This window comes from Bacillus sp. LJBV19 (assembly GCF_017797845.1).
GTDB classification, from domain to species: domain Bacteria; phylum Bacillota; class Bacilli; order Bacillales; family Bacillaceae; genus Bacillus; species Bacillus velezensis.
On the sequence record NZ_CP072563.1, the window covers coordinates 1,519,482 to 1,540,348 of the forward strand.

The window sequence follows — 20,867 nt, forward strand, 5'->3', positions numbered from 1 at the left end:
GTTCATTGTTTGAAAGAATGCTTTATGATAAGATAGGGATTGTTTTGATACATAACGGCTCAGCCGATGAGAAACATCAAAGTTTTCAGAAAAAGTGGTGTGAATAATGAGAGTAATTTCCGGTTCAAGAAAAGGACGAGCCTTAAAGGCTGTGCCGGGCACATCAACAAGGCCGACGACGGATAAAGTAAAAGAGTCTATTTTTAATATGATCGGCCCGTATTTTGACGGAGGAACGGGGCTGGATTTGTTTGCGGGGAGCGGCGGTCTCGGGATTGAAGCGCTGTCGCGCGGATTTGACCGCTGTATCTTTGTGGATCGTGATTTCAAAGCCATCCAAACGGTAAAAGCGAATATCAAAGCGCTTGATCTGCTGTCTTCAGCGGAAGTATACCGCAATGATGCAGAGCGGGCTCTCTATGCCGCTGCGAAACGGGAAAAAGGTTTTGACGGAATTTTCTTAGATCCTCCGTATAAGGAACAAAAGCTGAAAGCGCTTATCGAAATGATTGATGAGCAGAACATGCTGAATGAAGACGGTTTTGTCGTAGCCGAGCATGATAAAGCCGTTGCGCTTCCTGAAGCCGTCGGCGCGCTTTCCGTAACAAGAAGGGAAATTTACGGGCTTACAGGAGTGACGATATACCGAAATAGGGGGTAGTGATGTGGCAAGTATAGCTGTATGTCCCGGAAGTTTTGATCCCGTTACCTACGGACATCTGGACATTATCAGACGGGGGGCAAACGTGTTTGAGCAGGTGTACGTATGCGTGCTCAATAATTCTTCTAAGCAGCCGCTGTTTACAGTGGAGGAACGATGTGAGCTGTTAAGAGAAGTGACAAAAGACATACCGAATGTTACGGTCGAGACGTCACAGGGACTGTTAATCGACTATGCGAAAAAAAAGCGGGCGAAGGCGATTATCAGGGGGCTCAGAGCCGTTTCTGACTTCGAATATGAGATGCAGGGGACTTCCGTCAACCGCGTGCTCGACGAATCAATAGAAACTTTTTTTATGATGACGAACAATCAGTATTCTTTTTTAAGTTCAAGCATCGTAAAAGAAGTCGCAAAATATAACGGGCCTGTTTCAGAGTTTGTTCCTCCGGAAGTTGAACAGGCGCTGAAGCAGAAATTTAAAGGATGAGAAGCGCTGATTGGCGTCTCATCCTTTTTTTGTCCGTGCTGACAGCCTGTAGCAATAAATCAATGCGTATACGGCGAGAGCTGTCAGCGTGATGGCGGGACCGGTTTCAACAAGTGTATTCCAACCGCTGACGGCAGCAGATACCGCTTCCTGATCGCGGAAAGGGAGGAATACGGACTGGTAAGGTTCGTCCAACGCAAGGTAAAGCGGCTTCCACAGTAAGAGAATAAAGAGTGCGGCATAAATGCCCTGAAGGATACGCGCCGCGAAAAACGGTTTAAAGCGGATATCTGTTTCCGATAAAATGCCGGCTACCTGGGCCTGTACGGAAAGGCCGCTGAACCCGAGAATAAAACTCACAATCATGGCTTTCGGCAGCAAGTCGGCATCAGCTTCACTGACCAGTTTGCTCCCAAGTGTAATTTCAAACATCCCGCTGATAAGAGGGATGTCCAGATTTGCCGGAAGATGAAAAAGCGAAAGCAGCGCGTTTGTAAATACAGAAAGCACATCCATGACTTGTACGATTGATAATAACCGGCTGAAAACCGAAAACAATATAATAAAACCGCCCACCATCAGCAAGGTTTGTACAGAAGAGGTGACGGCGTCGCCCAAAATTTTTCCGAGCGGCCGCTTTTCCGAAAGCCGCGCCTTGTGGAGGGCCAGAAATGCTTCCTTCAGAGAAGGGAGAGCGATCGTCTTTTTACCGGTATACGCTGCTTCTTCTTTCCGTCCGTATGAACGCATCGTCAGGCCGACGGCGATGTTTCCGAGATAGTGAGCCGATGCCAGCAGAATGCCGAGAGACGCGTTATGAAAAAAGCCGACCGCTACAGCAGCGAATATAAATAACGGATTGGATGAATTGGTAAAAGAGACGAGGCGTTCAGCCTCTACTCTGGAGATTTGTTTATCCTGGCGCAGCCGTGCAGTCAGCTTCGCGCCGGCCGGATTGCCTGAAGCCATGCCCATAGCCAGTACAAATCCGCCGACCCCCGGCACTCTGAAAATGGGACGCATAAAGGGTTCGAGTAAAAGGCCGACAAACTTGACAATGCCGAATCCGATTAAAAGCTCAGATAGAATAAAAAACGGAAGCAATGAAGGAAAAACTACCTCCCACCACATGGAAAGACCGGTTTTGGAGGCTTCGAATGAGGCCTGAGGGTGTGAAATAACCGTCGCCGTCAAAAAAATGAAAAACAATGAAATCAAAAATGTATGAAACTTAGACAAATTCATTCTTACCTCCCCGATGCTAAAATTGCACACTGACATTTATATCATGATAAAATATAGAACAGACCTTAAAGGCGGCCGGGCAAGTACCTATTTGTCATCCTGTACTAATATACGAGCATAGGGGTTCAATTTAGACCATAGAATTCATGTATAGGATGTCTATTAGGGGGTTCGTCGCGTTGGCTAAACCTACAATCGGGTTAGCGTTAGGTTCGGGAGGGGCAAGAGGCATCGCTCATCTCGGAGTGTTATCCAGTTTACATAAGCATCAAATTCCAATTGATATGATTGCCGGCAGCAGCATGGGAGCATTAGTCGGGAGCTTTTATGCGGCCGGGCATGACGTGGCCACGATGAAAAAAGTCGCTAAAGCATTTAGGCGGCGGCTGTACGCGGATTATACGATGCCGAGGCTTGGTTTTTTAAAAGGAGACCGCATCAGGCAGCTCGTTCATGCCTATACGTACGGCAAGCCGATAGAAGAACTGCGGATCCCGCTCGGCATTGTGGCCTGCGACCTTCAGACCGGCGAAAAGCTTGTTTTTACGAAAGGTTCAGTATCCGAAGCCGTCCGAGCGAGCATCAGCATACCGGGCGTTTTCGTCCCGCAAAAAATGAACGGACGTATGTTAGTCGACGGCGCGGTGGTCGACAGAATACCGGTTTCCGCCGTAAAAGATATGGGTGCTGATATCGTCATCGCCTCTGACGTATCCCGGGTGAAAAAAACGGAAAAGGCGGCACATATTTTTGATGTAATCATGCAAAGTATGGATATACTGCAAAATGAATTGGTCCGTCACCAGACCATTGCCGCAGACGTCATGATCCGCCCTTCTCTTGAATCATTCAGCTCAAGTTCTTTTGCCAACATTGATCATATGATCACAGCGGGCGAAGAAGCCGCAGACCGGATGATCGGCCGGATTAAACAAGAAATAGAGAACTGGGAGGGCTAGCTCATATGAAAGCAAAACATTTTCGCTGGGTGTTTATCATCCTGATCTTATTAATCGCTGTTACATTTATTAAGCTTCCGTATTACATCACACAGCCGGGAGAAGCATCAGAGCTGAGACCGCTGATTAAGGTGGACGGAGGCTATCCTGAAAAAGGAAGCCTTTCCTTGATGACTGTCAAAGTAGGCCCCGCCAATCCGTATACATATCTTTGGGCGAAAGTGCATCCTTACGATGAAATCGTCCCTGACGAAAGCATAAAAGAAGAGGGCGAATCGGACTCGGATTATATGAAGCGCCAGCTGCAAATGATGAAAAGCTCCCAAGAAAACGCGGTCATTGCCGCTTATCAAAAAGCCGGGAAACAGGTGAAATACTCATTTAACGGCATTTATGCCAGCTCAGTCGTCTCTGACATGCCGGCAAAAGGAAAAATAGAGGTCGGTGATAAAATCATCAGCGCGGACGGGAAAACATATGATTCCGCTGAAAAGCTGATTGATTATATCAGCAGCAAAAAAGCGGGGGAAAAAGTAACGTTTCACATTGAACGGGACACGAAAGAAAAGACCGTTGACATTGTGCTGAAATCATTCCCGGACGACCCGAAAAGAGCGGGAATCGGCGTCGCGTTATATACGGACCGGAACGTGAAAGTGAAGCCGGATCTTCATTTCAGCATTGAAAACATCGGCGGGCCTTCTGCGGGTCTCATGATGTCTTTAGAAATTTACAACCAGCTGACAAAACCTGACGAAACAAAAGGCTATAATATAGCCGGAACGGGGACAATCGACGTGGACGGCAAAGTCGGACCCATCGGCGGAATCGATCAGAAAGTCGTCGCCGCAGACAAAGCGGGAAAAGATATTTTCTTTGCGCCGAATCAAAACGGAGCTGAAAATTCTGATTACAAAAATGCGGTAAAAACGGCGAAAGCAATCAAGTCCGATATGAAGATCGTCCCTGTCGACACCATGCAGGACGCACTTGACTATTTGGATCAGATGAAAGTAAAAAGCACCTGATACAGTCAGGTGCTTTTTTTACGCATTCAAAAAACGCTTTTCGTCTTCATCATAGCGGATCGGCGCTTGTGAAAATTCCTGCTTCTCAAACAATGTGCGTTCAGGTTCTTTTATCGGCAGGCTGTAAACCCGTCCCGCCAGTATGTCCAGATCCAGAGCGGGATGAGAGAAAGAAGAGAGCTTGCTGACGAGAGGTGCGGTAAGCTCTTTTTTCTTTGCCGACAGGTACGCCTGTCCTTTTTTCGTCATTCCGAGAAGACGGATATAAGGAGCGCTTGAAGGCTGCAAGAGCCGATGCATGTCTTCTTTTTTCGTCCGTGTCAGAATGTGCGTGTTCATCCGCTGCAGCCTCGTCCACGTGTATCGTTTTGTTTTCAATCGTTCCATCATTTCGCGATAGGATCGGGCTTGTCTGATGGTGCGCAGAATTCTGTGCTCAAGGCCTTCTTCCACTTCATAGATTCGGCTCAATTCTTCAGCGGAAAGAGTGCTGAGGCTGTATTTTACATATGAAAAATAGTCTTCCGTGCTGTGCCATATTCCGTATGAATTTCTGTATGCCTCCAGCTCACGCCCAGACGCTTCCGGGAGAAAGCTCCTTGCGGCCGCCGTTCCTTTTTCTATCAGCGCTTTCCGGATGCTTGTTGCGCTGGCTATCCGGCTGTTATCTCCGGGAAGCTCGGCGTCATGATACTGGGAAGCGATTCTGGCTGTCGTATAAGGCTTCATAGCGGAACCGGAAGTGTGTATCGCTCTAACGTAGTGAAAACCGAGAATATTGTTCGGCTTGGACAAATCGAGCATGTCCCGCCCTTTGAATATGTGTGAAAAAGCTTTTGAGGCGGCGGCCGGATAGCTGAGACCCTTTTTCAGCTCCTCTTTCAGAATCAGGCTGCAGTCATCTTCCTTTCGGCTGAACGCTTCAGACGCTTCAATAAAGGGTTCGATCCGCCCGTTTTCGCTGCCGAAAAACAAGCTGCTGCATCCTAAATGATGAAGAAGCGAAACGCTGCCGCGCGCGAATAATTCCGCTTTTTGTACGGCATATATATAAGGGAGCTCAATGACGATATCCACGCCGTTTTCCAGCGCCATTTTTGTCCGGGCCCACTTTGAGACGGCGGCCGGTTCCCCGCGCTGCAAAAAAGGGCCGCTCATCACCGCCGCCGCGACGCTGCTGTCCGTTTTGATTTTTGCTTGTTCCGCATGATAGCGGTGTCCGTTATGAAAGGGATTATATTCAACAACCAGGCCGACTGCTTTCATATTTGTCCCGCCTTTCTTGCTATGTTTTGCTTCGTGTGGTACATTTGCAAATGAAGTGCATATTTTAGTCCGTTTCGTTTAGTGTATGCATAGCCTATCCGGCTGTCAACGATTGCATGACGGCGGCATTATGCTGTAAAGAAAAAATATTGACAAAAACATTTTGAAAAGCTATAATCATGTTTGTTGCTTTCCTGAGGTGATACAAATGAAATGGACGATTTATCAGCTTCATCAAATGGCGAAAAAGAGCTTTGAATTTGATGAAACAGTTGAGTTAAATGAGCTGACAAAATTGAATTCTGGCATCCGCCGCATTTCTCCCGTCCGGGTGAAGGGCCGCGCGGAGATTGAATCCAAGCAAGTTTCGTTTGACTTTACGATTTCAGGCGAAATGGTTTTGCCGTGCTCAAGAACTTTAGTTGATGTGCCGTATCCATTTACAATCGCGACAAAAGAACTGTTTAGATTTCATAAATCGGATGATATAGAAGATGAGGACGTTCATATTGCTGAAGACGATACCGTCGACTTAACTCCGATCGTAAAAGAAGAGATTCTTTTAGAAATTCCTATGCAAGTCTTTTGTGAAACTGAACAAAAAGAAGGAGCCGCTCCCCAAGTGGGGAAGGATTGGCAAGTGATTTCTGAGGAAGACAAGAAAAATCAAATCGACCCCAGACTTGCGGATCTGAAAAAGCTCTTAACACAAGATGATGAATCTTAACTCTTTAAGGAGGTGGGAATAATGGCTGTACCTTTTAGAAGAACTTCTAAAATGAAAAAAAGATTGCGCCGTACACATTTCAAACTAAATGTACCTGGTATGACAGAATGCCCGTCATGCGGAGAGATGAAATTGTCTCACCGTGTATGTAAAGCATGCGGATCATACAACGGCAAAGACATAAATGTTAAAAGCAATTAATGTATGAAGAAAAGCGCGGGAATCTCGGTTCCTGCGCTTTTCTTTTTTTTGCCCCTCCGGCCTGCTTCCGCCGAAAAAATTGTGAGCGCCAGTAGTCTATCTAATCTATCAGCGGCATATGTATGAGGTAAATGAGCAAATATGGAGGGAGATACGATTGACGATAACGAGACAAGACGCGTGGACGCAAGATGAAGATTTGCTGCTGGCCGAAGTGGTGCTCAGGCATATTCGGGAAGGCGGGACCCAGCTTTCCGCTTTTGAAGAAGTCGGCAGAGCGCTGACGAGAACGGCTGCCGCCTGCGGGTTCAGATGGAATTCTTATGTCAGAAAACAATATCAGTCAGGGATAGAACTGGCGAAAAAACAGCGGAAGGAATTAAGAAAGCAGATCGGGGTGCATTCCGCCAATCTGCCGGGAACCGTCAAACAGCCTCCGATCCGCAGGGCGGAAGGAGAAAAAGAGCTGTCCATTGATGATGTCATTTTGTTTCTGCAGCAATTTAAAGAGTCGCCGGCCGCAGCGGATGTGCGTCATGAAAAAGAAAAACTCACAGAACAGCTGACCGCGCTGCAAAAAGAAGTCGAGGATCTGCGTGAGGAAAATGAAAGCTTGAGAAACAAGCTGGAGATGACGGAAGAAGATTATAAAGCGTTAATTGACATTATGGACAGAGCGAGAAGGATGGTTAATTCAAAAGAAGACGACAGGAAATCGGCGCAGAGCCTGTAAAATGAACCGGCCTGGGGGCGGCGGCCCGGCCGGTTTTTTATTATGCCGTTTCTCCGGATGTCATTTCACCGTCCATATCGGGATGCCAGATATAAGGATTTTCTCCTTTATCACGCGCCATATCATATTTAACGGGCTCAAAATTCATCTTATCCCAGAAATCCGCTGATTTCATGCGTGAATTCGTCCTGATCGGCATTCTGAAGGATTTTGCAAAATCAACAAGCGCTTTTCCGTATCCGTTATTTTGATAGCCCGGAAGAACCTCAAGCTTCCAAAGTTCCAAAAAGTCCTGACGCTGATCAAAATACGGATTCGCACCTCCGTTTACCTGATATAAACTCATTCTCGCCACTAGTTTATCCCCGAAGTAAATCCCGTAAAAAGGCGAGGTGCTGTCATTTTCAATGATATTATCCTGAAGATCTTCAAGCATCGACAGCTCCTGCATCCCGTATTCCTTAAACCTTTTAAATTCTTCGAGTGTCTTAAAGTTGATGAGCAGTCGCTCTATTTTCAACACAAACTCCCCCTTTGTTGTGTTCTACCATTATTGTAAACGCTTTAATTGAAAATTCCAACTATAATATGCTTGCCAGTCTTTTTGCTCAAAACGAAATTGAAGTAATTTGCGGCGGCTTCTGCTATGATAATATGGAAAAATGCAGATATAGGGTGTGACAGTGTGAAAATCGGAATTATCGGCGGCGGAGCGGTAGGCCTTTTATGTGCTTACTACTTATCGTCCCGCCATCAGGTAACGGTCATTACGCGGCGGACGGAGCAGGCTGATGCGATTAACTCAGGCGGTATACGGCTTGTGAAAGACGGAATAGAATGTACGGCGGCATGCAGAGCGCAAACGGGCATCACTTCCGGATTCGACCTCTTAATCGCAGCCGTTAAACAGCACCAGCTCAGTGCTGTGCTGCGGGATCTTGAGACGATAAAAGAGACGAATGTGCTGTTTTTGCAAAACGGCATGGGACACATACACGACATGAAAGATTGGCAAACAGATCATTCGCTTTATGTCGGCACTGTTGAGCACGGAGCAAAAAAGATATCAGATCATGCCGTTGAACATACGGGAGCGGGAGCCGTAAGATGGAGTGTATTCAGCGCATCCCGGCCGGAAACGATCAAAAGCATCTTTTCCGGCATGCACCGGGATTTTCCCGTATATGATGAAAACGACTGGTATCGGCTGTTAACGGGAAAACTGATCATAAATGTATGCATCAACCCGTTAACTGCATTGCTGCGCGTGAAAAACGGAGAGCTGTTAAGAAATGACGCTTACAAAAAGTATATGAGAAACGTATTTGAAGAAGCGGAGACAATTCTTGGCCTCGCCGATAGAGAAAAAGCGTGGAACAAGGTTTGCGAAGTGTGCAGACTGACGGAAAAAAATCATTCTTCCATGCTCGTCGATATCATGGCAGGCAGGCGGACAGAGGTTGATGCGATTATCGGCTACCTTGTAAAAGAAGCGGAAAGCCGCGGATTGCCGGCCGTTCATCTCACGTTTTTACACCGCAGCATAAAAGCGTTAGAAAGAAACTGAAACAAAGTCTTTTGAGGTTTTCCGGTAACATGCTATACTCATTTCGGAAACCTAACTATTTATTGGAGAAAGGAAGTTCCAGACAGATGCAGCTAACTGAACTTTCCATCAAAAGTCAAAATAAGTTTGTGCAGCACTATATAGATGGAGAAAACATGTCTTCATTTTTTGATTATGATATTCATTCAGAGGACGTATGGCAAAAGCGGCTTCATGACTTGTCTTCGCGGCCGTTTGCCAGAGAGGAATTAGCGGATTATTTATCCTCCTATCACGAAAAATTTCACTCCGCCGCCATGCAGGCCTCCATCGAAAAACTGAGAGATCCAAAAAGCGCAGCGGTTGTAGGCGGCCAGCAGGCCGGTCTTTTAACGGGGCCTCTTTACACCATACATAAAATTATCTCCATTATCGTACTTGCCAGACAGCAGGAAGAGGCGTTACAGATTCCTGTCGTTCCGATTTTCTGGGTGGCGGGTGAAGATCACGATCTGGAAGAAATCAATTTTGTGCATACGTCAACAGAGAATAAAGGTCCGGTGAAACAGAAACTGCCGCAGTCGTACTGGAAAAAAACATCGGCGGCTAAAACCGAGCTTGATCAGGAAAAATGCGCGGCTTGGATTGATGAAGTGTTCGCTGCTTTTGAGGAAACGGATCACACAAACACACTCCTTCAAAACGTGAAGCGATGTTTACGCTCATCAGAGACATTCACAGACTTTTTTGAGCTGTTGATCGCCGACTTGTTTCAAGAAGAAGGCCTTATTCTGATGAACTCGGGAGATCCGGGGATTAAAAAGCTGGAAACGGGTATGTTTCAGCAGATTTTAAAACACAATCATGAGCTTGCCAAAGCCGTTTCAGACCAGCAGCGTTTTATGCGGGAAGCCGGTTATCACCCGATTATTGAATCGGACAAAGATCAGGCCAATCTGTTTTACGAACACGAGGGAGAGCGTTTCTTAATTGAAAAAGAAAACGGCGTTTTTATGATTAAAGAGCTTGACCTGAAGTGGACGAACGACGAGCTTCATACCCATATGGAAGAAAAACCGGAATGTTTCAGCAATAACGTTGTGACAAGGCCGCTTATGCAGGAGTTTCTCATCCCGACTCTGGCGTTTATCGCGGGACCGGGGGAGATCAATTATTGGGGTGAGCTGAAGCAGGCTTTCTCATTAATGGGCTTTCGCATGACGCCGGTAGTGCCGAGACTGAACATTACGATTCTTGAGCGCCATATTGAAAAGAAGCTTTCAGAACGGAATATCCCGCTTCAGGAAGCGATCGAACACGGCACCGGACACCTGAAAGACACTTATTTTGAAGAGCAGATTCCGGAAGAGTTTTCTTCTGTAATGGAGCAGGCGAAGTCGCAGATTGAAGCTGTCCATAAAAGCGCAAGGGACGAAGCGCTGAAGGTCGATTCAAGCCTTGAGCCGCTCTTACAGAAGAATGCCGCCTTCATTCAAGATCAGCTCTTGTTTTTAGAACGGATGGTAACGAAAAGAATTGAAGAAAAAGAAGGCTTTGTGCTGCGTGACTATGAAAGAATCCAAAACAGCATCAGACCGCTCGGCGCTCCGCAGGAACGGATTTGGAATGTGATGTATTATCTGAACCGCTACGGTCCAAAATTCTTCACAACCTTCAAACATCTGCCATTTTCTTTTCAAAACCAACATCAGATTGTCAAACTTTGAAATAAAGTTTTAAAGAACCCTGAATAGTTCAGGGTTTTTTTTTATGTGTAAACAGTGTAAAATGAGGTTGTGGAGAGAAGTGGCGGATAGTGGTGAGTTTAGGGGAGAAAGTGGGGGTCCTTATCATGTTTATGGGTGAATACCGGCATACTGTTGATGCAAAGGGCCGCATGATCGTACCCGCAAAATTCAGAGAAGGCCTCGGTGAGCAGTTTGTGCTGACCAGAGGACTGGACCAATGCCTTTTCGGCTATCCGATGAATGAATGGAAGCTGATTGAAGAAAAGCTGAAGGCTCTGCCGCTCACCAAAAAAGACGCCCGCGCATTTACCCGATTCTTTTTTTCCGGTGCGACCGAATGCGAACTGGACAAGCAGGGAAGGGTTAATATTGCGTCATCTCTTCTGAATTACGCAAAACTGGAAAAAGAATGTGTTGTCATCGGGGTTTCCAATCGAATTGAATTGTGGAGTAAGGTAATATGGGAACAATACACAGAAGAGCAAGAAGATTCATTCGCTGAAATTGCTGAAAACATGATTGGATTTGATATATAATGGATCTTCGTGCATCACAACAACAACTGACAATTCAATTCATTCCTGATAAAGGTGGGACCGACACAAATGTTTCAGCATAAGACAGTACTTCTTCGTGAAACCGTCGACGGTTTAAATATCAAACCGGACGGAACCTATGTGGACTGCACCCTTGGCGGCGCCGGGCACAGTACATATTTATTGCAGCAATTATCGGAAAAAGGACGCTTGATCGCCTTTGACCAAGATGACACAGCACTTGAAAACGCAAAGAAAACATTGTCCGAATACAAAGGACAGCTCATTCTGGTGAAAAGCAACTTTCGTTATTTAAAAGAGTGTTTACATGAACACGGCATTACGAGTGTCGACGGAATTTTATTTGATTTAGGAGTATCCTCTCCGCAGCTTGATACACCGGAACGGGGATTCAGCTATCATCATGACGCACCGCTGGACATGAGGATGGACCAGTCGGCCGCCCTTACGGCGAAAGAAGTCGTAAATGAATGGCGGTATGAGGACCTTGTGAGGATTTTCTTTAAATACGGAGAAGAAAAATTCAGCAAGCAGATCGCCCGAAAAATTGAAGAGGCAAGAGAAAAATCGCCTATTCAAACAACCGGCCAACTGGTCGATCTAATAAAGGACGCGATACCGGCTCCGGCGAGAAGAAGCGGAGGTCATCCGGCCAAACGTGTATTCCAAGCCATTCGAATCGCCGTAAACGACGAGCTTCAAGTATTTGAAGAGGCCCTCTTGCAAGCGATAGAGGTGCTGAAGCCGGGCGGAAGGGTGTCTGTGATCACTTTTCACTCGCTGGAAGACAGAATGTGCAAGACGACATTCAAGGAAAAATCATCACTTCCCGAACTGCCTCCGGGTCTTCCCGTGATACCGGAAGAATTTGAACCGGAATTAAAACTGATTACGAGAAAGCCCATTACGGCATCAAAAGAGGAGCTTGAAGAAAATAACCGCGCCCGGTCAGCGAAGCTCCGCATTGCGGAGAAACGAAAATAACGGGCAGCAAATGACAACATTAAAGGAGGTCATCAGCCTATGAGCAACTTAGCTTACCAGCAGGAAAAACAACAACGGCCAGTGATAAGTCCCGAAAAAAAGGTGATTGTCAAAAAGAGGGCTTCCATTACACTCGGGGAAAAGGTGCTGCTCGTCCTGTTTGCCATTGCCGTTCTCTCCACATCAATGTTTATCGTATCAAAGGCATACGCGGCGTACCAATCCAATATTGAGGTGCAAAAACTGGAGGAGAAAGTATCTGAGCAGAATAAGCAGATCGGTGATCTCGAAAAGACGGCTGCTGACTTAAGCCAGCCGCAGCGCCTGATGGATATCGCCAAAAAGCACGGTTTGAATCTGAAAGATAAAAAAGTGAAAAACATACAGGAATGATAACCCATGCCGAAAAAAAATAAGTTTATGAACAGAGGAGCAGCGATACTCAGTATTTGTTTCGCTCTCTTTTTCTTTGTCATTCTCGGGAGAATGGCGTACATTCAATTAACCGGTAAAGCAAACGGTGTAGAACTTGCAACAAAAGCGACCGAGCAGCACGAAAAAAAGCGGACAATAGAAGCGAGCCGCGGCTCTATTCTTGACCGGAACGGCAAAGTGCTTGCAGAGGACACGGCGACATATAAGCTCATTGCCGTGCTTGATAAAAAGATGACGACCGACAAGAAGCATCCTCAGCATGTCAAAGACAAAGAGAAAACGGCGGAAAAACTGGCGACCGTTATCAATCTTGATAAAAGCGAGATTCTGGACATCTTAAACAGGGATGGCGCGAAGCAGGTGGAATTCGGTTCAGCCGGCCGCGATATCTCTTATGCGAAAAAACAAAAGATCGAAAAAATGAATCTTCCGGGTATTTCTTTCTTAAGAGATACGAAGCGCTACTATCCGAACGGTGTATTTTTGTCAAATGTTCTCGGCTATGCCGATGTGAATGAAAAAACAAACGAGATACAGGGCTCTTTAGGGCTTGAAAAAATACTGAACAACTATCTGACGGAACGCGACGGATCCGTCACTTACGAAAGTGATAAATCCGGCTGGAAACTTCCGAACAGCAAAGAAAAAATCACCGCACCTAAAAACGGTGACAATGTATATTTAACCATTGATCAGAAAATTCAAACTTTTTTAGAAGACAGCATGACGAAAGTAGCGGAAAAATACAAACCGAAAAAAATCATGGCGGCTGTCGTAGAACCGAAAACAGGCAAAGTGCTCGCGATGGGGCAGCGTCCGAGTTTTGACCCGAATATCAGAAACGTCACCAATTATTACAATGACTTAGTGTCGTACGCGTATGAACCGGGTTCAACGATGAAGATCTTTACGCTTGCCGCGGCGATTCAGGAAAATGTGTTTTCTGCAAACGAGAAATATAAATCAGGAACATATAAAGTGGGAGGCAAACCTGTTAAAGATTGGAACGAAGGCGCCGGCTGGGGTATGACAAGCTTCCGTGACGGCCTCATGAGGTCATCGAATGTTGCTTTCGCCAAACTGGCCAACGAAAAACTGGGGTTTGACCGGTTTAATGAGTACCTGCACAAATTCGGGCTCTATCAAAAAACAGGGGTTGATCTGCCCGGTGAAGTATCAAGTAAAATTAACTACAAATATGATTTTGACAAAGCGTCTACGGCTTACGGCCAAGCATCGGCGATAACGCCGATCCAGCAGCTTCAGGCCGTCACGGCGATTGCCAATAACGGCAAAATGATGAAACCTTACATCATTGATCATATTGTCGACCCCGATACGAAAAAAGTCGTCAAGCAGACAAAACCAGAGCAAGTAGGCACGCCGATTTCAGCCGATACGGCGAAAAAAGTCCGGAATCTGCTCGGAGAAGTCGTGACGTCAGACATCGGAACGGGAAAACCTTATAAAATTGAAGGATTTGACGTCGCGGGTAAAACGGGAACCGCACAAATCGCCGGGACGGGCGGATATTTAAAGGGAACGAGCAACTATGTGTTTTCATTCATGGGCATGGCGCCGAAAAATGACCCTAAGCTCGTCATCTATGTAGCCGTGCAGCAGCCGCAATTAAAAGCGGGCCAAAGCAGCACTGATCCTGTCGCGGAAATCTTTAACCCGACGATGAAAAACAGCCTCCACTACCTGAATATTGAACCGACGGAAAAAACAGATTCCGGTCAGGAAGAAACGAAAAGCCAAAAGATGCCTGACCTGACAGATAAGACGGTCACGAGCGCTGAGAAGGAAGCGAAAAATGAACATCTCACACCGATTGTCATCGGCAGCGATGTTGCCGTAAAAGAGCAGTATCCGACAGCCGGAGAAGATGTGATCACCAATCAGAAAATCTTCTTAAAAACAGACGGAAAGATGACGATGCCGGATATGTCCGGATGGTCGAGACGGGAAGTGCTTCAATTCAGCAAAGTATCAGGCATTCACATTGATGTGAGCGGTGAAGGTTACGCTTCAAGCCAAAGTGTGAAAAAAGGCAAAGAACTGAAAGAAAATACCGTGATCAAGGTGAAATTTAAAAATCCTGATTAACGGGACAGAGAAGTCCGCGGATGCCCGCGGGCTTCTTTTTTATGCGCCGCCGTTCTATGTGTCCAAGCTGAGGCATAAATTGAAACAAGCCTAAATAAGGAGTGGACGGTCCCTTGCGCGTTTCAAATGTAACGGTTCGAAAACGTTTATTACTGGTTTTGCTTTTTGGCGTAATCATTTTTTTGATCATTGACAGCAGATTAGGCTATGTCCAATTTGTGATGGGAGAAAAGCTGACTTCACTGGCTAAGGATTCCTGGAGCCGGAATTTGCCGTTTGAGCCTGAGCGGGGAGAGATTCTTGACCGAAACGGCGTGAAGCTGGCTACTAATAAAAGCGCGCCGACCGTCTTTGTCGTACCGCGCCAGATCCAAAATCCCATAAAAACGGGCAAGCTTCTCGCGTCAGTTTTAAATATGTCGGAAGAGAAGGTCTACAAACACATTACTAAGAAAACCTCCATAGAAAAAATCTCACCCGAGGGGCGGAAAATTTCCAATAAAAAAGCGAAAGAAATCAAAGCGCTCGACTTAAAGGGGGTTTATGTGGCTGAAGACAGCATCCGCCATTATCCGTACGGAAGCTTTTTGTCCCATGTTCTCGGTTTTGCCGGTATTGATAACCAGGGCCTTCTCGGATTGGAGGCTTATTATGATGATGACTTAAAAGGTGTCAAGGGATCTGTGAAATTTTATACGGATGCCAAGGGGAAGAAAATGCCTGATGAAGCGGATGATTACACCCCTCCGAAAGACGGACTTGATATGAAATTGACGATTGATGCCAAGGTTCAGACGATTATAGAAAGGGAGCTCGACAATGCAGCGGCGAAATATAACCCGGACGGAATGATTGCGGTCGCAATGAATCCGAAAAACGGGGAAGTGCTCGGCATGTCAAGCCGTCCTGATTTTGATCCGGCTGACTATCAATCGGTGGATCCGTCCGTTTACAACCGGAACCTGCCGGTATGGAGCACATATGAACCGGGTTCGACCTTTAAGATTATTACGCTTGCGGCGGCTCTCCAAGAGCAAAAAGTAAACTTGCAAAGAGACCACTTTTATGACAAAGGATTTGCCGAGGTCGACGGCGCCCGCCTCCGATGCTGGAAAAAGGGCGGCCACGGTTCGCAATCTTATCTTGAAGTCGTTCAAAATTCCTGCAACCCCGGGTTTGTACAGCTGGGGGAACGGCTCGGAAAACAAAAGCTGTTTCAATATATTAAGGACTTCGGCTTTGGAAAGAAAACAGGCATTGATCTGCAAGGGGAAGGAACGGGGATCTTATTCCCGCTTGACAGAGTCGGACCGGTCGAACAGGCGACAACCGCTTTCGGACAAGGGGTTTCCGTCACGCCGATTCAGCAGGTGGCAGCCGTTTCCGCAGCAATAAATGGCGGAACGCTTTATACTCCGTTTATCGCCAAAGAGTGGGTTGATCCCGTTACGAAAAAAACCGTTAAGAAACAATCGCCGATTGCGAAAAGGCAAGTTATTTCCCAGGAAACGTCAAAGCAGATCAGATATGCTTTAGAAAGCGTCGTCGCTCAGGGAACGGGGCGGAATGCCTTTGTGGAAGGATATCGCGTCGGCGGAAAAACAGGTACCGCACAAAAGGTTAAAGACGGCAAATATCTCGAAAACAACCATATCGTCTCCTTTATCGGTTTTGCGCCGGCTGATGACCCGAGCCTTGTCGTATATGTCGCGGTTGATAATCCGAAAGGCACGATTCAATTCGGGGGAACCGTCGCCGCGCCGATTGTCGGAAATATGATGAGAGACAGTCTGCCTGAGCTCGGCGTCAAACCGCGAAAAAATCAAATCGAGAAAAAATATCAATGGAACGACACAAAAACAATAGAGGTTCCGAATGTTGTAGGGATGTCTGTCTCTGATCTTGAGTCGCTGCTTGTCAATTTGAATATAGACTCCTCAGGAAAAGGAAGCAAAATTGTGAAACAATCACCTGCAGCCGGAACGAAAGTAAAAGAAGGCTCAAAGATCCGTGTTTACTTGAGTGAAGAATGAGTCTTTTTGAGGCAGCCGATTGTTTTCGGCTGCCTCTTATCATAAAGAGAAAAAAAGAAGATAACTTTTAAGATTAACTGGATGTATCCTTTTATTTACGCTAAAATATGAACTGTATGTTTAAAAGCCATTCTGACTTTTATAAACGGTTATCATGATAAAAGAATGAATAGAATTTCTGAGAGGTTTGATACAATGAAACTTACAAAGCTGCTTACATATTTAATGGCCGAACCTGTTCAAAATGACTTTCATGACCCTGACATAACTTCAATTGAGATGGACTCCAGGGAAGTGAGAAAAGGGAGTCTTTTTGTATGTATAAAAGGGTATACGGTAGACGGACATGATTTCGCCCAAAAAGCCGCAGAAAACGGCGCAGCGGCCATCGTTGCCGAGAAAGAGCTTGACGTCGATGTTCCTGTCATTATCGTCCGCCGGTCACAGCGGGCGCTCAGCGTTCTTTCTGACGCGTTTTACGGGCAGCCGACAAAGCAGCTTCAGCTTATCGGCATCACCGGCACAAACGGCAAAACATCAACGACGCACATGGTTGATGAGATTTTCAAAAAAGCGGGAAGGCAGACCGGTTTAATCGGAACGATGTACATTAAAATCGGGGATGAGACATTCCCGGTCAAAAATACAACGCCCGAAAGCGTCACACTGCAAAAAACGTTCAAGAAAATGAATGATGAGCATGTTGACACAGCTATTATGGAAGTGTCTTCTCACGCTCTGTCACTCGGCAGGGTTCACGGCTGCGATTATGATATCGCCGTATTCACGAACCTGACGCAGGACCATTTAGACTATCACAAGACGATGGAAGACTACAGACAGGCTAAAAGCCTCCTGTTTTCCCAGCTGGGCGGCTCCTTTAACCACGAAAAGCCGAAGCGGGCCGTTTTAAACGCAGATGACAAAGCCAGTGCTTATTTTGAAAAAGTGACGGCGGCGCACATCCTTACATACGGAATCGAGAACGATGCCGATGTCATGGCGAAACAAATCGAGATCTCTGCGCAAGGCACAAGCTTTGAACTCGTTACGCCAAAAGGAACAAAGCAGATCACGGTTTCACTCGTCGGCCGCTTCAACGTGTATAACGTACTGGCTGCAGCGGCGACAGCGATCGCAGCGGGACTGCCGTTTGATACGATCGCAAGCGCTCTTGAAGAGCTTCAAGGTGTCAGAGGCCGGTTTGAACTGGTGAATCATAATCAGCCGTTTCCTGTGGTCGTCGATTACGCGCACACGCCTGACAGTCTGGAAAACGTTCTGAATACATGTAAAGACATGACAGAGGGCAAGCTTTTCGTCGTCGTCGGCTGCGGCGGAGACCGGGACAAAACGAAACGCCCGAAAATGGCCGAAATTGCGGTGCGGATTGCCGACGAACCGATTTTCACTTCAGATAACCCGAGAAGCGAGGACCCGCTGGCCATATTAAGAGATATGGAAAGAGGGGTAGAAGGCACTTACTATCACAGTATCGCAAACCGCGAGCAGGCTATCTTTTTTGCCATTGCCAACGCGAAAAAGGGAGATGTGGTTCTGATTGCCGGGAAAGGGCATGAAACCTATCAGCAGATCGGCAATGAAACATTCGACTTTGATGACGCCGAAGTAGCGGGTAGAGCTATTGTTGAGCTGAATAAAAAGTAAAACAGGAAAGAGTGTTAGAATGAGGGAAATGAAAAGAATTACGGGGACACAATGTGAATATGATAAATACGTATGTCGTTTGAACGAAACGGGAGGAGAAAAGAGCAATGCTTGAGCAAGTGATTTTATTTACAATAATAATGGGATTTTTAATCAGTGTTCTGATATCTCCGATTCTTATCCCGTTTTTAAGACGTTTAAAATTCGGCCAAAGTATCAGGGAAGAGGGGCCGAAATCACATATGAAAAAATCAGGGACGCCGACGATGGGCGGGGTCATGATTATTGTATCCATCGCCATTACGGCGATTGTCATGACGCAGAAATTTTCGCATCTGAGCGCGGAAATGTTTCTTCTGCTGTTTGTCACGATCGGATACGGCCTGCTCGGCTTTCTGGATGACTATATTAAAGTAGTAATGAAACGGAATCTCGGATTGACGTCGAAGCAGAAATTGATCGGCCAGATCATTATTGCCATTGTATTTTACGGAGTATATCATTATTGCCATTTTTCAACCGGCATCAGGGTGCCGGGCACACATCTGTCAATCGATCTCGGCTGGGGATACTTTATCCTCGTTCTCTTTATGCTTGTCGGAGGTTCAAATGCCGTCAACCTGACAGACGGTCTGGACGGTCTCTTGTCCGGTACCGCGGCTATCGCATTCGGCGCTTTCGCCATCCTTGCGTGGAACCAGTCACAATATGACGTTGCGATTTTCTCGGTTGCCGTTGTCGGCGCCGTTCTCGGTTTTCTTGTATTCAACGCCCATCCCGCCAAGGTATTTATGGGGGATACCGGTTCGCTTGCGCTCGGAGGAGCGATCGTGACCGTTGCCATTCTGACGAAGCTTGAAATTCTGCTCGTCATTATCGGCGGAGTATTTGTTATTGAGACCTTATCTGTTATCTTACAAGTCATCAGCTTTAAAACGACAGGAAAACGAATCTTTAAGATGAGTCCGCTTCACCACCATTACGAATTGGTCGGATGGTCTGAATGGAGAGTTGTCGTCACATTCTGGACTGCGGGACTGCTGCTTGCCGTTTTAGGAATTTACATCGAGGTGTGGTTATAAGTGGAAAACGAACTTTTTTTGCAAAAACAAAACTTTCTGGTCCTCGGACTGGCGAAAAGCGGATATGCGGCTGCGTCGATTCTTCATGAAAAAGGCGTTAACGTCGTCGTGAATGATCAAAAAGCCTTTGAAGAGAACGAACCTGCCCAAAGGCTTTCAGAAAGAGGAATTGAAGTCATCTGCGGTGAGCATCCGACGTCACTTTTTGATCAGCATCACATCACCATTCTGATCAAAAATCCCGGAATCCCGTATGAAAATATCATGGTGGAGGAAGCGCAAAGAAGAGGCATCCCGGTCTGGACGGAAATCGAGCTTGCGTATTATATCACCAATGCAAAATTCATCGGCATTACAGGTTCAAACGGGAAAACAACAACGACGACCCTGATTTATGAAATGCTGAAAGCTGATTCGATAAAGACGCTGATCGCAGGGAATATCGGCACTGTCGCCAGTGAAGTGGCTTATCATGCTGACGGTGATGAATGGATCGTCACAGAGCTTTCTTCGTTCCAGCTTATGGGGACTCATGCGTTCAGACCTGAAATCGGCCTGATTTTAAATGTGTTCGACGCTCATTTGGATTACCATCACAGCCGTGAAAATTATGAAAAAGCCAAGCAGAACGTGTATCTTCATCAGCTTGAGAGTGATACGGCCATCGTGAATCAAAGCGATGAAACAGTCGTGCGGCTTGCCGAAAGCGGAAAAGCCGGCACCGTTCCGTTTTCAGTTCACCAGGAACTGTCAAGCGGCGCATTCATTAAAGACGGAATGCTGATGTTCGGCGATGAAGCGATTCTGCCTGTTGATGACATCGTACTGCCGGGCGCGCACAATTTAGAAAATATATTGGCCGCTGTAGCCGCGGCAAAAACGGCGGGCGCGTCTAATAAAGCGATTCAGAAGGTGCTGACAAGCTTTACCGGTGTCAAACACCGTCTGCAGTATGTAACTGCGATCCAGAATCGTAAATTTTATAATGACAGCAAAGCGACGAATATTTTGGCCACAAGCAAAGCGCTCTCCGCATTCAAAGCACCGGTTATTCTGCTTGCAGGCGGACTGGACCGCGGCAACGGTTTTGACGATCTGAAACCGTATATGGACAATGTCAAAGCGGTTCTGACGTTCGGACAGACAGCGCCGAAGATAGAAAAACTGGGCAATGAGCTGGGAATACAACATGTCAAACGTGTCGATAATGTTGAACAAGCAGTATCTGCGGCGTTTGCGCTCTCAAATGAAGGAGACGTCATCCTCTTGTCACCCGCGTGTGCAAGCTGGGATCAGTTCAAAACATTTGAAGAACGCGGTGACATGTTTATAGATGCCGTGCATATGCTTAAGTAAGGGCTTGTCTCTGTTCATCGGCAGCCCTAAATGACTTATGCT

20 protein-coding genes are annotated in these 20,867 nt (G+C 46.5%); 17 read left to right on the forward strand and 3 right to left on the reverse strand.

The window, feature by feature from the left end; genetic code table 11:
• Positions 1-106: 106 nt before the first annotated feature.
• Together rsmD and coaD are read left to right on the forward strand one after the other, a co-directional pair.
• Entirely contained in the window at positions 107-661 is a 555-nt protein-coding gene (gene rsmD / locus J6600_RS07615) for a 16S rRNA (guanine(966)-N(2))-methyltransferase RsmD (protein WP_007409693.1), read from the forward strand.
• 4 nt (positions 662-665) lie between these two features.
• Complete coding sequence (coaD, locus tag J6600_RS07620) at positions 666-1,148, forward strand: pantetheine-phosphate adenylyltransferase (RefSeq protein ID WP_014417707.1); 483 nt, start codon at positions 666-668, stop codon at positions 1,146-1,148.
• A gap of 18 nt (positions 1,149-1,166) precedes the next feature.
• On the opposite strand, the gene ylbJ is transcribed toward coaD, so the two are convergent.
• Entirely contained in the window at positions 1,167-2,393 is a 1,227-nt protein-coding gene (gene ylbJ / locus J6600_RS07625) for a sporulation integral membrane protein YlbJ (protein WP_022553383.1), read from the reverse strand.
• 179 nt (positions 2,394-2,572) lie between these two features.
• On the opposite strand from ylbJ, the gene J6600_RS07630 reads away from it, so the two are divergent.
• Positions 2,573-3,352: a patatin family protein gene (locus J6600_RS07630; RefSeq protein ID WP_061862165.1), complete on the forward strand. Its 780-nt coding sequence runs from the start codon at positions 2,573-2,575 to the stop codon at positions 3,350-3,352.
• A gap of 5 nt (positions 3,353-3,357) precedes the next feature.
• Entirely contained in the window at positions 3,358-4,380 is a 1,023-nt protein-coding gene (locus J6600_RS07635; RefSeq protein ID WP_014417709.1) for a SepM family pheromone-processing serine protease, read from the forward strand.
• 18 nt (positions 4,381-4,398) lie between these two features.
• Here J6600_RS07635 and J6600_RS07640 read toward each other — a convergent pair whose 3' ends face one another.
• Positions 4,399-5,646, reverse strand: a complete 1,248-nt coding sequence (locus tag J6600_RS07640; protein WP_209388205.1) for a nucleotidyltransferase — start codon at positions 5,644-5,646, stop codon at positions 4,399-4,401.
• Positions 5,647-5,854: 208 nt separating this feature from the next.
• On the opposite strand from J6600_RS07640, the gene J6600_RS07645 reads away from it, so the two are divergent.
• From J6600_RS07645 to gerR, 3 genes are all read left to right on the forward strand, one after another.
• Positions 5,855-6,373, forward strand: a complete 519-nt coding sequence (locus tag J6600_RS07645) for a YceD family protein (RefSeq protein WP_209388206.1) — start codon at positions 5,855-5,857, stop codon at positions 6,371-6,373.
• 21 nt (positions 6,374-6,394) lie between these two features.
• Positions 6,395-6,574, forward strand: a complete 180-nt coding sequence (rpmF, locus tag J6600_RS07650) for a 50S ribosomal protein L32 (RefSeq protein ID WP_003154457.1) — start codon at positions 6,395-6,397, stop codon at positions 6,572-6,574.
• Positions 6,575-6,731: 157 nt separating this feature from the next.
• A complete protein-coding gene (gene gerR, locus J6600_RS07655; RefSeq protein ID WP_003154450.1) occupies positions 6,732-7,307 on the forward strand; it encodes a sporulation-specific transcriptional regulator GerR in 576 nt (191 codons plus the stop codon).
• A gap of 40 nt (positions 7,308-7,347) precedes the next feature.
• Here gerR and J6600_RS07660 read toward each other — a convergent pair whose 3' ends face one another.
• Positions 7,348-7,830: an N-acetyltransferase gene (locus tag J6600_RS07660; protein ID WP_007611262.1), complete on the reverse strand. Its 483-nt coding sequence runs from the start codon at positions 7,828-7,830 to the stop codon at positions 7,348-7,350.
• A gap of 162 nt (positions 7,831-7,992) precedes the next feature.
• Between J6600_RS07660 and J6600_RS07665 the strand changes: the two genes are divergently transcribed.
• The 10 genes from J6600_RS07665 to murD all read left to right on the forward strand — a co-directional run bounded on the left by J6600_RS07665 (position 7,993) and on the right by murD (position 20,825).
• Positions 7,993-8,874: a 2-dehydropantoate 2-reductase gene (locus tag J6600_RS07665; protein WP_014417713.1), complete on the forward strand. Its 882-nt coding sequence runs from the start codon at positions 7,993-7,995 to the stop codon at positions 8,872-8,874.
• Between the two features lie 86 nt (positions 8,875-8,960).
• The gene (bshC, locus tag J6600_RS07670) at positions 8,961-10,580 is read left to right on the forward strand and encodes a bacillithiol biosynthesis cysteine-adding enzyme BshC (RefSeq protein ID WP_209388207.1); all 1,620 of its coding nucleotides are present in this window, start codon (positions 8,961-8,963) and stop codon (positions 10,578-10,580) included.
• Positions 10,581-10,705: 125 nt separating this feature from the next.
• Entirely contained in the window at positions 10,706-11,137 is a 432-nt protein-coding gene (mraZ, locus tag J6600_RS07675; RefSeq protein ID WP_007409703.1) for a division/cell wall cluster transcriptional repressor MraZ, read from the forward strand.
• Between the two features lie 69 nt (positions 11,138-11,206).
• Entirely contained in the window at positions 11,207-12,142 is a 936-nt protein-coding gene (rsmH, locus tag J6600_RS07680) for a 16S rRNA (cytosine(1402)-N(4))-methyltransferase RsmH (protein ID WP_007409704.1), read from the forward strand.
• A gap of 39 nt (positions 12,143-12,181) precedes the next feature.
• Entirely contained in the window at positions 12,182-12,535 is a 354-nt protein-coding gene (ftsL, locus tag J6600_RS07685) for a cell division protein FtsL (protein ID WP_017417731.1), read from the forward strand.
• 6 nt (positions 12,536-12,541) lie between these two features.
• On the forward strand, positions 12,542-14,686 hold the full coding sequence (pbpB, locus tag J6600_RS07690; RefSeq protein ID WP_209388208.1) for a penicillin-binding protein 2B: 2,145 nt from the start codon (positions 12,542-12,544) through the stop codon (positions 14,684-14,686).
• A gap of 113 nt (positions 14,687-14,799) precedes the next feature.
• Positions 14,800-16,719: a stage V sporulation protein D gene (locus J6600_RS07695; RefSeq protein ID WP_003154438.1), complete on the forward strand. Its 1,920-nt coding sequence runs from the start codon at positions 14,800-14,802 to the stop codon at positions 16,717-16,719.
• 195 nt (positions 16,720-16,914) lie between these two features.
• Positions 16,915-18,387 carry a UDP-N-acetylmuramoyl-L-alanyl-D-glutamate--2,6-diaminopimelate ligase gene (locus tag J6600_RS07700; RefSeq protein WP_017417733.1) on the forward strand — a complete coding sequence of 491 codons (1,473 nt, stop codon included), beginning with the start codon at positions 16,915-16,917 and terminating at the stop codon, positions 18,385-18,387.
• 107 nt (positions 18,388-18,494) lie between these two features.
• Complete coding sequence (mraY, locus tag J6600_RS07705; protein WP_007409707.1) at positions 18,495-19,469, forward strand: phospho-N-acetylmuramoyl-pentapeptide-transferase; 975 nt, start codon at positions 18,495-18,497, stop codon at positions 19,467-19,469.
• On the forward strand, positions 19,470-20,825 hold the full coding sequence (gene murD, locus J6600_RS07710) for a UDP-N-acetylmuramoyl-L-alanine--D-glutamate ligase (RefSeq protein ID WP_007611280.1): 1,356 nt from the start codon (positions 19,470-19,472) through the stop codon (positions 20,823-20,825).
• Positions 20,826-20,867 lie beyond the last annotated feature (42 nt).

What these genes read in the sequence shown, in the direction of transcription:
- J6600_RS07640 (WP_209388205.1), bottom strand. Translation starts at nt 5,646, where the DNA reads ATGAAAGCAGTCGGCCTGGTTGTTGAATATAATCCCTTTCATAACGGA.
- J6600_RS07645 (WP_209388206.1), top strand. Translation starts at nt 5,855, where the DNA reads ATGAAATGGACGATTTATCAGCTTCATCAAATGGCGAAAAAGAGCTTT.
- rpmF (WP_003154457.1), top strand. Translation starts at nt 6,395, where the DNA reads ATGGCTGTACCTTTTAGAAGAACTTCTAAAATGAAAAAAAGATTGCGC.
- ftsL (WP_017417731.1), top strand. Translation starts at nt 12,182, where the DNA reads ATGAGCAACTTAGCTTACCAGCAGGAAAAACAACAACGGCCAGTGATA.
- mraZ (WP_007409703.1), top strand. Translation starts at nt 10,706, where the DNA reads ATGTTTATGGGTGAATACCGGCATACTGTTGATGCAAAGGGCCGCATG.
- bshC (WP_209388207.1), top strand. Translation starts at nt 8,961, where the DNA reads ATGCAGCTAACTGAACTTTCCATCAAAAGTCAAAATAAGTTTGTGCAG.
- rsmD (WP_007409693.1), top strand. Translation starts at nt 107, where the DNA reads ATGAGAGTAATTTCCGGTTCAAGAAAAGGACGAGCCTTAAAGGCTGTG.
- pbpB (WP_209388208.1), top strand. Translation starts at nt 12,542, where the DNA reads ATGCCGAAAAAAAATAAGTTTATGAACAGAGGAGCAGCGATACTCAGT.
- rsmH (WP_007409704.1), top strand. Translation starts at nt 11,207, where the DNA reads ATGTTTCAGCATAAGACAGTACTTCTTCGTGAAACCGTCGACGGTTTA.
- J6600_RS07700 (WP_017417733.1), top strand. Translation starts at nt 16,915, where the DNA reads ATGAAACTTACAAAGCTGCTTACATATTTAATGGCCGAACCTGTTCAA.
- ylbJ (WP_022553383.1), bottom strand. Translation starts at nt 2,393, where the DNA reads ATGAATTTGTCTAAGTTTCATACATTTTTGATTTCATTGTTTTTCATT.
- J6600_RS07635 (WP_014417709.1), top strand. Translation starts at nt 3,358, where the DNA reads ATGAAAGCAAAACATTTTCGCTGGGTGTTTATCATCCTGATCTTATTA.
- mraY (WP_007409707.1), top strand. Translation starts at nt 18,495, where the DNA reads ATGCTTGAGCAAGTGATTTTATTTACAATAATAATGGGATTTTTAATC.